Origin of the sequence: Bacillus sp. SD075, assembly GCF_017355165.1 — a bacterium.
Classification (GTDB): Bacteria; Bacillota; Bacilli; order Bacillales; family DSM-1321; genus Peribacillus.
On record NZ_JADILK010000007.1, the window covers coordinates 75,942 to 88,878 of the forward strand.

Genomic DNA, 12,937 nt, shown 5'->3' on the forward strand with positions numbered 1-12,937 from the left:
CTTTTTAATAAGGTTTATACTGTGACTATGTTAGGCTAAATGAATAACAAGCATTAAAAAACAAAAATAAGAGAGGTGAAGATATGCTGAAGAAAATCATGAAAAAAATCAAACAACTTTCCAAAGGCAGCAGTGAACGTAGACATGCTCATTATAGCGGAGGCAGCAGTAGCAGTCGCCGCGGATATAAAAGATATCCCATGAGTGGAAGTGACCGCTACAAGAGAAAGGGGCGTGGCAGTAGCAGCTAACTCCGGTTCATTGATTTCAAGGCAGCCTGCAGGTCCATTGAAATTTCTTTGATATCTGAATAGGGTTCTTGGATGCTTAATAACCTTTTCAGTATATGCACGGTTTCTTTTTCTAACGAAAGCTCTTCTGTCCAAGGAAGAGCCTTTTTATTTTCGGGAGCGTACGTTGTATAAAGTACATATAAGAGCATTTCACCCAAGTCGTAGTAATCCTGCCTTTTCATCTGCAAAATGGAATCTTTTGTGAGATTGGCCGAAACGAGCATTTTAGACAAACCAAAGTCTATCAAAATGGGCTGATGATTCTTAAGTAAAATATTTGGTATACGTAAATCTTGATGGAAAATGTCGTGGTCATGCAGATAAGATACTAATCCGACCAGCTCATCAAGAAATAATAAAGATTCTTTCTCATTGAACGTTATATGATTCAAGAAAATATGGCCTTCTAAATTATCCCCTTCAATGAAATCCATCACAAAATAAACATTTCCGTCTTGTGAAAATTTCTCGTGGAATTTGGGGATGTTTTTGTGGTTTAACATTTGTAATATGGAGATTTCATTTTCAAACTGTTTCAGCTCTTTTTTACTGCGGCGTTTACTTCTTCGGAGCTGCTTGATCACTATATTTTCATTCAATATCAAATCATTGCAAAGATAAATGATACCGTAGCTTCCTGTTCCGATCACAGCTTCTACCTCGTAGCGGTAATTCAAAACCACTCCTTTTTTTAAAGGAATATCCACAAAGAATTGGTAGATCTTTCTAAATGAACGCAAAATTGAAACTTCCCTCACCACTTTCATATATTTGGGTCAACCCAAAAGATCACTATTAACTAAGCTGAAAATATGAATGATCATGGATAGTTTAACATTGATTTTTGATAATGCGGTAATCAAAGTCTTTTCTTCGGATCGTTCTTTTATGCGATCGTTCACAATTAATAAGAGCTATTAAAAGTTATTCTTAAATTTCATATTATGAAATTATATGGATTTTTAAAATGATTAAGTTTACTGTAATGAATTCAAAATAAAAGAGTAGGAGGGGATAAGATGAATGGGAGCGAATTGGTTCAAAAGGGCATTACTGTGAATTCATTTACCTCGGTTTCCTTGGATCCCCCGCTTGCTTCAGTATCACTTCATAAAGAAGCAAAAGCCTGCACTAGCTTGAAAGATAAATCTTTTACCATTCATATCTTGTCGGATGAACAAGGATCTATTGCATGGAAATTTCCGTCATTGAATAGGGGACACTTGAGATTGACTGGGATAACAAGGGATTTCGCCAAGAATAAATGGAAGTGTTGCCTGGATGGAATGCAAACCATGGAAAAAATATGATGCTGGTGATTATGTATTGTTCATGGTGAGATCCAGGAGTTACATTTTGAAGATTTAGAAGCGCTTACCTTCCGTCAAGGGAAAATGGGGTTCAGTTGGGAAAATAGGTCATAGAAAAGTACTTGTAACCCTCTGTGCCCCTAGGTACGGTCTGTTTTGTAATATTAGGGTTGACCTCAAATGTAGTAGCTTTATATATTCTGATCGCTTTTGGAGCTGCCTGTACAGTTGGCATGATGAATTTGGCCAATACGTATATATCCGAGTAGTATCCGCGGGAGATAAGGACCACCGGAACAGGTTAGGACTTGGCTTTTGGTAGAATTGGGGCGATCGTTACCCCAACATTAATAGGATTTTTGCTGGCTGCAAATTTTTCGTCACAAAATGCTTTCATGTCCTTCGCAGTTCCGAGCATAATGGATGCCATGGCGTTACTCGTTGTGAAAGAGAGGTACGGCAGCTATGATAAACCACAGGTTGAGGATAACGTAAAACTAAAAGCAACATCGAATGTTTAATACTGCTCTTTAGTGGGTTGCCTATATGTCAGCATATGGTCATGTAGACTATGCCCTGACATATAGACAGTTTTATATTAAATCAAAGAATTCACGAGTAAACCGGCGAAACTCGTGTGTAAAGCAGCTGAATTCACGCGTAAAACAACAAATGAACTCCCATTTTATAGTATTTGATTGGAAAGTTATGTATAGTTAGTATTATATTTAAATTGAATATTCTGAAAAGAGAGGGAGCGGTGTAATGAGTTTAACAATCACTGATTTGTTCATTGGTCAGGTTGCTAGAATGCAACGGACATTTAATGAATCCGATGTAAAATCATGTAATGAATTAACAAAAGATTACAGTCCGATTTATCAAGTGAATAAAGAAGCATGGAAAAATAATTTCAGCAAGCCGGTTGTACCTGGTTTGTTAACGGAGGGCCTTATCACTCAAGTGATCAGTGAAAAATTACCTGGTAGTGCCTGTATACTTTTACAAAAGGAATTGGTCTTTTATCATCCAGTACATATAGGCGATATGATTTCAGCGGAACTGGAGGTCATTGATATTAATTTGCATAGAGATTGGGTTACGCAAAAGGTGACCTGCTTTAATCAGGCAGGAATTGAAGTCATTAAAGGTCAAGTTGTAATTTTTGTTTTAAGTAATCAAGGCATTAGGTGATGCGAATGGAAAATGTCAAAAACGTAATATGGAATTGGGGATCGATTGAGGTTGATGAAAATGGAAGAATTATAGGAGCCACTGCTGATTTTTATAAATATTTCATGATTATGCCGACTGATTTAATAGGAAAGTCCATCACTAGAGTCATTCACACTTCTTCCACCATTTCTTTGAAAGTTCTTGCTCACAAACATGTGTTTTCTGGTGTGATCAGCGGACACTCTTGTTTCATACGGGTATTTCGACGAGAATCTGATACCCTTTATACCATAATCATCCGCCAAGATGAATTGGAATACAGTGATTTAGTATATTTTTCTAATTATTTGGAAAAGAATAAAACCAAGAAAAATCCCATGATTCAAAGTCGATATAACTTCGAAGAGATTGTTGGAAAGAGTAAGGAGATAGAGAGGGTGAAGGAGCTGGCCGCCAGAATAGCTACTAGCAGTTCAACAGTACTGCTTACGGGGGAAACGGGAACGGGAAAGGAACTTTTTGCCCAAGCGATCCATAGTTTGAGTACAAGAAAAGCACAGCCTTTTGTGCCGGTAAATTGTGCTGCGATTCCAGATGAATTATTTGAATCGGAGATTTTTGGTTATGAAGCTGGCGCTTTTAGCGGGGCGAAAAAAGAAGGTAAGCCTGGAAAAATAGAATTAGCCCAAAATGGTACGTTGTTTTTAGATGAGATTTCTGAATTGCCTTATCAGGCTCAAGGTAAGCTATTACGAGTTTTACAGGAAAGGGAAGTGGAAAGACTAGGAGGGACGGGGATTAAAAATGTTGATATACGTATTATTGCGGCGACGAACAGGGATTTAAGAACCCTTATTCAAGAAGGGAAATTCCGTCAAGATTTATATTATCGACTTTATGTTTTTGAATTGAAAATTCCTTCTTTAAGGGAGCGTCACGAAGATATTCTTCCTCTGGCCTATCATTTCGTCGAGTATTTCAATGACAAGTTAGGGGCCAACGTGAAAGAAATTGATCCTAAACTCCAAGAATGGCTTATCCAATATGATTGGCCTGGTAACATCCGTGAAATCAAAGCGATAATCGAACGCGGAATGAATATCGTAGATGGAGGGATTCTAACTCTGGATTCTATATATTTTACGCCTAAACTCATATTGGAGGAGGTTCCCTCAGCAATAGATCATTCTATTTCCGGTACGTTGGATGAAGTTGTGGGTAATGCTGAAAAATCAGCCATTCAGCGAGCATTAAAAGATTCGGAAGGAGATCGTTCTTTAGCAGCTCAAAAGCTGAAAATTCATGTTGCCAGTTTATATAGGAAAATCGCCAAATACCAATTGAAATAGTATCCAATGAAATGTAAACAGGATAACCATTAGGGCACACTCATGAAGTGTGTATTTTTTTTGTGAAGTTTCGCGAATTTGATTTGCAGAATTGCGAAAAAATGCAAACTTGCAAAAGCGTTAGTGAACTATAACCAAATTCATAGCGAATTCAAGTTGGCACACAACTTGCAATAATAGTTTGTCAGGTAAGAGATTTCATGTTTCGTAGAATGTCTAAAATATAGGTATCGAATAAATCAACAAGGAGGTAATGATATGCTGAATTTTACCTTTACGGAAGAGCAAGATTATTTTCGTAAAATATTGAAAGCATTTGCTAAGGAAGAGTTGCTTCCACATTATACAAAATGGGATCGAGAAGAGATTACTCCAAAACATTTGTGGAAAAGGCTGGGGGATCTTGGCGTGAATGGTCTTCGGATTCCAGTGGAATATGGAGGAAGCGGTGCGGATTGTGTGACAACGGGGATAGCTGCTGAGGAGATAGGTCGTGGTGATTTCAATCTTACTTACGCGGTGATGTTGAATGCATTAATCGGTGAAATTATCAATAATCACGCTAGCGAGGAACTGAAAAAGGAGTGGCTTCCCAAAATTTCAAGTGGTGAAAAAATTGTTGGCATTGCGATTACGGAGCCATCCGCCGGTACGGATGCAGGCGGGATTAAAACAACAGCTGTACATAAAGGAAATACGTATGTGCTTAATGGGGAAAAGTCTGGAATTAGTGTAGCTATGTGTGGAGATGCCTTTGTTTTATTTGCAAAGACGGAACCTGAATGGGGAAATCGAGGGATAAGTGCCTTCATGGTTCCTGCCGATATTCCCGGAGTTGAATGTAGAGGGTACACAGACATGGGGAATATCCCCATTGGAAGAGGTTCGATATATTTAACCGATGTAGAGGTTCCGGAAGAGTATATGATCGGTCTTCAAAATAAAGGGTTTTCCCAAGTGATGAATGGGTTTGATTTAAGTCGGCTGTTAATAGGGCTGCAATGTGTGGGCACCGCATCACAAAGTATCGATGAAACTATCGAACATGTGAAAATCAGACATTCATTCGGTAAACCGTTGGCGACATATCAAGGGGTCTCCTTCCCCATTGTGACGCACTATACCCAATTAGAACTGGTGAAGTGGCAAGCCTATCGAGGGCTTTGGCTTCGTGACCAAGGGCTGAATCATAGTAAAGAATCGGCTTCCGTTAAGTGGTTAGGTCCCAAATATAGTGTAGAAGCTATCCATGAATGTTTACTGTTGAATGGACATTATGCTTATACGAAGGAAATGCCTCTTGAGCAACGCCTGCGTGACGTGATTGGGTTGGAAATTGGTGATGGCACTGCACAAGCCAATATGATGGTCATTGCAAAGGACATCATAGGAAAGGAGTTCCGTTCTCATTAATCAAATGGGATTAATCATTTTACATTCAGTTGAAACCGAATCGATTACAGAAGAAATGGAAATCACATAAAGTCATATTGGGCACCGAATAAGTCGTAATGAACAGAGGATTGATGTGATACAAGGCAAATGTCCTTTAATAGACTAGGACAATGAAGGGAATGAAAACGATGGAATTAACAGATGTAATCTATGAAAAAAAAGGTGGAATTGCAAAGATAACAATGAACAGACCTAAAGTTTACAATGCCTTTCGTGCCGGAACCATTCAGGAATTAATTTGGGCATTTCGGGACGCTTGGGATGATAATCGTGTTGGTATAGTGATACTGACTGGAGCAGGTGATAAGGCGTTTTGTGTAGGGGGAGATCAAAAAGAAAAGGGGGAAGTAGGAGGATATGATCATTTGGGTGGTTTAGGTGGAGGAATGGGACTGGAAATCGAAACGCTGCATCAAACGATCCGCAACATTCCTAAGCCGGTCATTGCAGCGGTTAATGGGTTTGCCATCGGAGGCGGGCATGTCCTTCATGTCATTTGTGACCTAACAATTGCATCTGATACGGCGAAATTTGGCCAGAGCGGGCCTAAGGTCGGCAGTTATGATGCAGGTTTTGGTTCAGCTTATTTAGCACGAATTGTCGGAGAAAAGAAAGCAAGGGAAATCTGGTATTTGTGTGAACAATATTCTGCACAAGAAGCAAAAGAAATGGGACTTGTGAATAAAATCGTTGCCCCAGAACAACTGGAAGAGGCAGCAGAAGAATGGGCAAGAAAGATCCTTGATAAGAGTCCTACTGCGCTAAAAATGCTCAAATATTCCTTTAATGCAGATAGTGCCAACATTCAAGGGATTTCTCAACTATCGATGGGCAGTTTAGCGATGTTTTACAATACACAAGAATCGGAAGAAGGAAGAAATGCCTTCCTAGAAAAGAGGCCCGTAGATTTTAAAAAATTCAGAGGTTGATGAGGGGATGAAAACTAGTGAAATTGGAGACGATTTTGACTCAGGAATATGTGGAGGAATATCGAGGCGTTTGGCCAAACCGAACGATCTTGGATTATTTGAATGATGCTATAGTAAAGCATCCGGATAAGATAGCGATTATCGATAAAAAAAGTAGTTTTACTTACAAGCAGCTTGGTAAGTTGGTCGATCGAATCGCTTTGGGTCTCTTGCATATAGGATTGGGTAAGGGGGATGTTGTCTCTTTTCAACTGCCTAACTGGAATGAATTTATAATCTTACACTATGCTGTTACAAGAATCGGTGCCATTAGCAATCCCTTGATACCGATTTATCGAGATAGGGAAATTGGCTATATGGTTGGGATGGCAGAATCCAAAATGATTGTTGTACCGGATTATTTCCGTGGGTTTTATTACCCTGACATGATTGAGAGACTAAGCCATCAATGGCCATCGATGAAACATATATATGTGGTTGGGGACGATGCGCCGAATGGGATGAAACTGTTCTCCTCCTTATTTGATGAACCTTGGGAAGATCGGATGGATTCATCCGTTTTGGATGTAATCACACATGACCCAAATGATGTGACTGAAATTGTCTTTACCTCGGGAACCACAGGAAGTCCAAAAGGAGTTATGCATACACATAATACTCTTTGTATATCAACGGATTATTGGATTGACAGCTTACATTTAACGTCCGATGACGTTCTTTTCATGGCGTCAACGTTCGCTCATCAAACAGGTTTTGGTTATGGAGTGAGGCTTCCTACACATATTGGAGGTACGGGAGTCTATCAAGACATTTGGAACCCGAGAGAGTTTATTGAATGGGTTGAGAAGGAAAAGATAACGTTTACGGCGGGAGCCACTCCTTTTCTGCAAGATACGGTTCAAATGGAAGGGATAGAAAGGTATGATCTCGAGTCGCTACGGGTTTTCGTCGCTTTAGGTGCCCCGATTCCCAGGCATTTAGTAAAGGAAGCCGTGAAAAAAGTACCGTTCAAGATATTGTCAGGATGGGGGCAAACGGAAAATGGCTTGGTAACCTTGACGAGACTTGAAGATCCAGAAGAAAAGCGGACAAACACCGACGGAATTCCGTTTCCGGGAATGGAACTAAAGGTAGTGGATTTTGAAGGGGAGAACTGTGCCCCTAATATAGAAGGCTCTTTATTAGTAAGGGGTCCGGCTCTTTTTGTCGGCTATTTTAAACGGATCGATGATACTTTAACAGAGTATGATGACGGATGGTTCATTACCGGTGATCGAGGATACATTGATGAAGACGGATATATCCGGATTTCTGGAAGAAACAAAGACATAATCATCCGTGGCGGTGAAAATATTCCAGTCGCTTATGTAGAAAATGTATTGTATGAACACCCGGATATTTCTAGCGCTCAGGTTATTGCGGTTCCAGATTCACGTCTTCAGGAAAAAGCATGTGCATGTATCAGCATGAAAACGGGGAAGAGTCCGATAACGATGTATTCCATGCAGGAATTTCTCTCGGAAAAGGGTTTGGCCAAACAATATTGGCCTGAATTTCTTGAGATAATGGATGACTTTCCTCGAACGGCTAGCGGGAAAATCCAGAAATTCCGGCTCCGGGAAATGATAAATGAAAAAATAATCGGCAATATTTAAGCAGCTTATGTAAATCCATATTGACGAAATGGTGAAAGTGGAGGGGAATATGATGAATAAAAGAATGGCATTTATCACAGGTGCCGGAAGCGGAATTGGCAGAGAGATTGCAAAAAAATTGGCTTCTCGTAATTTTAACATCATCGTGGCTGATATTAATCTTAAAAATGCAGAGCAAACGGTTTCTTTAATTGAAAAGTCGGGCTTTGAAGCCAGAGCGGTCCACTGTGATGTAACGAAATTAGAAAGTGTTAAAAAATCCGTTGAAGAATCAGTGAAGCATTATCATAGAATAGATATATTGGTTAATAATGCAGGGTGGGATAAGGTGGAACCTTTTTTAAAAAGTAATCCCAGCACTTGGAAAAGGATTATCGATATTAATTTACTTGGGCAGATCCATACTTGCAAGGAAATTTTACCTCTGATGATTGAAAACGGTTACGGAAAGGTAGTGAATATTGCATCCGATGCAGCTAGAGTCGGATCAAGTGGAGAGGCAGTTTATTCGGCTGCTAAGGGAGGGGTGATTGCCTTCACAAAAACGATAGCAAGGGAAATGGCACGTTATAAACTCAACATCAATTGTATTGCGCCAGGTCCTGCTGATACGCCCCTATTTCAAGAAATAGGCTCTTATAATGAAGGTATAGCAGGCGCCTTGGAAAAAGCGATTCCATTCCGCCGGCTAGCGCAACCAGAGGACATTGCCAGTGCTGTTGCTTATTTCGTTTCGGAGGATGCAGGGTATATTACGGGGCAAACTCTTTCCGTAAATGGTGGATTAACAATGGTTTAAACGATCATGGTAAGGTGATTATGCAAGATTGAAAGCTAGTAATCTTAAAGCATTAGGTCGAAAACTTTTTCTAATATATTTGACAATTGGATTAATCGTGTTAATATAAAGGCAAATGAATTAAATATACAATTTGTACCACTAGGGGTGCTTTACAGGTAAAAGATGATTTTGCCGCAGAAGCTGAGATTGAAGTATGACTTTAAGACCCTTAGAACCTGATCTGGTTTATACCAGCGTAGGGAAGTGGGGTCTGGAACAATACGTTTCTGTATTATTTCAAGTACAACCACTTTCTTTACGTTTAAGAAAGTGGTTTTTTGTTTGCAAAAAAAGGGGTGATATAAGGTTCTTTTCCATAAAAAATAGAATTTGGAGGTAATGGACATGAAGTTTTCAGAGGAAATTCGTCAGGAAGTTGATCACATTTGGGAAGCTAGTTTTAATCACCCGTTTGTTGCAGGCATAGGAGATGGCACATTGCCATTGGAGTGTTTTCGTTTTTATGTCATGCAAGATGCCTATTATTTATCTCATTTTGCTAGAGTTCAAGCTTTAGGGGCAGTCAAAGCTACAGATTTACATACAACAAGCAGGCTTGCCGGCCATGCACAAGGAACATATGAAGCGGAGTTGAAGCTTCATGAGAATTTTTCTGAGAGATTAGGCATCACAAAAGAAGAAAGGGAAAATTTCAAACCTGCCCCGACCGCTTATGCTTATACTTCCCATATGTATCGTGCGGCCTATTCGGGACATTTAGGAGATGTTATTGCAGCTATCTTGCCGTGTTACTGGCTATATTATGAAATCGGTGAAAAGCTGAAAGGATGTTTACCCGATGAGCCGATTTATCAGGAATGGATAGCGGCTTACGGGGGAGAGTGGTTCCGTACTTTGGTGGAAGAACAAATTGCGAGGCTTGATGAGATTGCTGAAAAAGTAACAGACGAAGATAAGGAGAGAATGAAAGAGCATTTTATCCTTAGCAGCCAATATGAATACTCATTTTGGGAAATGGCTTATCGTATAGAGACATGGCCTGTGCATAAGGAAACACTAGAAGTATAAAGGAGAATGTATCAATGAAAAAAGGTTTGAAATTAACGGATATATTAGTCACGATCGTGATTGCGGTTGCATTTGGGATCGTTTATATCCTTTGGGGCTCGATTTATTATTCCGTAAAACCATTAGGATTACATCTGGATCAACTTATTTATGGAATGTGGTTTATAGCTGGCCCCGTTGCCTTTTTACTTATACGGAAACCGGGTGTGGCACTTTTGGCAGAGATAGCTGCAGCTTCCGGGGAATTCTTTCTAGGTTCTCCATGGGGGCTGACCGTACTGTTATATGGGGTGGTCCAAGGTTTGTTCGCGGAACTGGTGTTCATGGCGTTCAAATATAAAAAATTCAATATGTCGGTTGCCGTTTTAGCTGCGATTGCTTCCTGCCTGGCATCAGTCATCATGGATTTTGCCTATGGGGAAATAGGTGCTCTCTCTCTTTGGAATTTATCGTTATTCATGATAGCGAGGTTTGTGGGTTCCATATTCTTTGCAGGATTGACTGCCTATTATTTAGTTAAAGTACTGGAAGCAACAGGAGTAACTAATCTTGTTCGTCCGGTTTCAAGTAAAGATTATGCAGAACTTGATTAAAAGTAGAGGTTGAAGGCCATGGAACGAATCGTTTCTGTTGAGAAGTTAAGAATGAAATTTCCCGGTGATGAATCTTTGATATTCAAGGACCTTTCCATATCGTTTGATAAAGGAGAGAAAGTGCTATTGTTGGGACCATCAGGATGTGGTAAGTCCACTCTATTGCAAGTGTTAAGCGGATTGATTCCGAATTCCTTCGAAGTCCCGATGAAAGCGGAGGAATTGAAATGCCCTTCTTCATGGGGATATGTTTTTCAAGACCCTGATAGTCAGTTTTGCATGCCATTTGCCGATGAGGAAATTGCCTTCGTCCTTGAGAATCTTTCCGTCCCTAAAGAAGAAATGAAAGAGAAAATCCAAAATCATATCCGCAATGTAGGATTGAACCTAGGCCATACAAGTATAGAAACATTATCAGGCGGGATGAAACAGCGTCTGGCCATCGCTTCAGTATTAGCCCTTGAACCAGAAGTCCTGTTTTTAGATGAACCAACCGCCATGCTTGATCCGGAAGGGACAAAAGAAATCTGGGACCTGTTGAAGGAAGTCGGAAGAGACAAAACGGTTATCATCGTCGAGCATAAAATTGACCATGTTTTAGAATTCATCGAACGAATCGTGCTTTTTAACGGTGAAGGTCAAATCATGGCTGATGGTCCAAGAGACACCATCCTTTCACTATATAAAAATGAAATGAAAGAACATGGAATTTGGTTCCCTGGTGTTTGGGATGAATATATACATGAGAATGCACCCATTCGGGACCACCAATTTACAGATGGTTTATCCCTTTTGAATGTGCAAGGTTTTAGCGGATTTCGGAATAAAGAGGAAAAAATCAAGGTTGAAGAGCTGAAGGTCCATTCAGGGGAATGGATTGTAATCAGGGGAGAAAATGGAGCGGGGAAGAGTACTCTTTTGCATGCACTGATGCAGTTCATAAAAACGAATGGTAAGTATGAATTAATGGGGACCCCCATTAAAAGGGTGAAAAATCCAACGGATCATATGACATTCGTCTTTCAAAATCCCGAGTTTCAATTCGTTACAAATACTGTATATGAAGAGATTGCATATACATTGCGAATGGATAAAAGGCCGCAACAAGAAATAGATGATAGAGTCCGCTCATTGCTTAAAGTGTTCCTTCTAGAGGCACATCGGGATAAACATCCGTTTCAATTGTCAATGGGTCAAAAACGTCGCTTAAGCGTAGCCGCCTCGATTGTAATAGACAAAAAAATCATACTCCTGGATGAGCCAACCTTTGGCCAAGATTCGAAAAATACCTTTGCATTACTGGAATGGTTTGAGGAATATCGAAGGCGCGGAATAACAGTGATCATGGTAACTCATGACGATCATATTTCAAAAAACTTTGCAACCAGGATCTGGACGGTTAAGGACGGAAACGTAATAAGTGATGAAAACATCGCGCAAGCCGGATTTTTAGACACCAAAGTTTTATCACTATAAAAGGAGTGTCATGTAGATGAATGTTTCAAATGCAGAAACATGGCTCCATAGAATTAATCCAAGCCTTAAACTCGGTGTACTGATTGTGTTATGCATCGTGGCGTTATTCATTCATGACCTGAATTATATGATGAATATCACCATTGGCGTATTACTTTTATTTTTGTTTTTTACCGGACATTCGATAAAACGCATCTTCCTTTTGTCGATTCCATTTTGTTTCATTTTTATATCGACCTCTTCCGCAATGATATTATTCGGGCAAGGTGAGACGCTTTGGTTTGAGTGGGGCCTAATATCGATTACGGAGGAAAGTTTCATGAGGGGATTACTGGTAGGATTTAGAGCTTTGTTCTTTGCGGCCCTTGGTTTAACGTTTTCCTTAACGACTAGACCAGTGAACTTGTTTTATTCCTTAATGCAGCAAGTAAAGCTTAAACCGAAATATGCCTATAGTTTCATGGCGGCATTAAGGCTGATCCCCATCATGATGGAGGAGTTCCAAACGATACGAAATGCGATGAAGGTACGCGGTTTCAAAAGGGGAAAAGGGATAAGATCGATATATTTTAAAATGAAAGCCTATTCCATCCCGTTGTTATCCGGAAGCATCAGACGTGCTCATCGAATCGCAGTTGCGATGGAGGCAAAGCGATTTACAGACACTCGGGATCGAACATACTATTATGAATTTGGTTTTTCAAAAATGGACCATGGTTTCATTCTGTATTTTATCATCCTGCTGTTGGCCGGATTTTACTTATCCAGTCAATTTCCGTTAGTATCTATTTGATTTTATGAGATTGTAACTTTACTAGTTAGGGGTTCTTA

General features: G+C 39.9%; 13 protein-coding genes and 1 riboswitch. Of the genes, 12 read left to right on the top strand and 1 reads right to left on the bottom strand.

Annotated elements, in window-relative coordinates; translation table 11 throughout:
• Positions 1–247 precede the first annotated feature (247 nt).
• A complete protein-coding gene (locus tag IOC57_RS07720; RefSeq protein ID WP_286184623.1) occupies positions 248–1,033 on the bottom strand; it encodes a serine/threonine protein kinase in 786 nt (261 codons plus the stop codon).
• A gap of 279 nt (positions 1,034–1,312) precedes the next feature.
• On the opposite strand from IOC57_RS07720, the gene IOC57_RS07725 reads away from it, so the two are divergent.
• The 12 genes from IOC57_RS07725 (at position 1,313) to IOC57_RS07780 (ending at position 12,899) form a co-directional block, all read left to right on the top strand.
• Entirely contained in the window at positions 1,313–1,603 is a 291-nt protein-coding gene (locus IOC57_RS07725) for a flavin reductase (RefSeq protein WP_207438171.1), read from the top strand.
• A 308-nt stretch (positions 1,604–1,911) separates the two neighbouring features.
• On the top strand, positions 1,912–2,124 hold the full coding sequence (locus IOC57_RS07730; RefSeq protein WP_207438172.1) for a hypothetical protein: 213 nt from the start codon (positions 1,912–1,914) through the stop codon (positions 2,122–2,124).
• A gap of 244 nt (positions 2,125–2,368) precedes the next feature.
• Positions 2,369–2,797: a MaoC/PaaZ C-terminal domain-containing protein gene (locus tag IOC57_RS07735; protein ID WP_207438173.1), complete on the top strand. Its 429-nt coding sequence runs from the start codon at positions 2,369–2,371 to the stop codon at positions 2,795–2,797.
• A 5-nt stretch (positions 2,798–2,802) separates the two neighbouring features.
• On the top strand, positions 2,803–4,128 hold the full coding sequence (locus IOC57_RS07740; protein WP_207438174.1) for a sigma-54 interaction domain-containing protein: 1,326 nt from the start codon (positions 2,803–2,805) through the stop codon (positions 4,126–4,128).
• Between the two features lie 258 nt (positions 4,129–4,386).
• A complete protein-coding gene (locus tag IOC57_RS07745) occupies positions 4,387–5,541 on the top strand; it encodes an acyl-CoA dehydrogenase family protein (RefSeq protein ID WP_207438175.1) in 1,155 nt (384 codons plus the stop codon).
• A gap of 170 nt (positions 5,542–5,711) precedes the next feature.
• Entirely contained in the window at positions 5,712–6,512 is an 801-nt protein-coding gene (gene menB / locus IOC57_RS07750) for a 1,4-dihydroxy-2-naphthoyl-CoA synthase (protein WP_207438176.1), read from the top strand.
• Positions 6,513–6,529: 17 nt separating this feature from the next.
• Complete coding sequence (locus tag IOC57_RS07755) at positions 6,530–8,167, top strand: AMP-binding protein (RefSeq protein ID WP_207438177.1); 1,638 nt, start codon at positions 6,530–6,532, stop codon at positions 8,165–8,167.
• A gap of 52 nt (positions 8,168–8,219) precedes the next feature.
• The gene (locus tag IOC57_RS07760) at positions 8,220–8,966 is read left to right on the top strand and encodes an SDR family NAD(P)-dependent oxidoreductase (protein ID WP_207438178.1); all 747 of its coding nucleotides are present in this window, start codon (positions 8,220–8,222) and stop codon (positions 8,964–8,966) included.
• Between the two features lie 133 nt (positions 8,967–9,099).
• Positions 9,100–9,228, top strand: a riboswitch (TPP riboswitch).
• Positions 9,229–9,353: 125 nt separating this feature from the next.
• Positions 9,354–10,037, top strand: coding sequence for a thiaminase II (gene tenA / locus IOC57_RS07765; RefSeq protein WP_207438179.1), 684 nt, complete (start codon positions 9,354–9,356; stop codon positions 10,035–10,037).
• A gap of 14 nt (positions 10,038–10,051) precedes the next feature.
• Positions 10,052–10,630 carry an ECF transporter S component gene (locus tag IOC57_RS07770; RefSeq protein ID WP_207438180.1) on the top strand — a complete coding sequence of 193 codons (579 nt, stop codon included), beginning with the start codon at positions 10,052–10,054 and terminating at the stop codon, positions 10,628–10,630.
• Positions 10,631–10,648: 18 nt separating this feature from the next.
• Entirely contained in the window at positions 10,649–12,106 is a 1,458-nt protein-coding gene (locus tag IOC57_RS07775) for an ABC transporter ATP-binding protein (protein ID WP_207438181.1), read from the top strand.
• A 16-nt stretch (positions 12,107–12,122) separates the two neighbouring features.
• Positions 12,123–12,899 carry an energy-coupling factor transporter transmembrane component T family protein gene (locus tag IOC57_RS07780; protein ID WP_207438182.1) on the top strand — a complete coding sequence of 259 codons (777 nt, stop codon included), beginning with the start codon at positions 12,123–12,125 and terminating at the stop codon, positions 12,897–12,899.
• Positions 12,900–12,937: the final 38 nt, after the last annotated feature.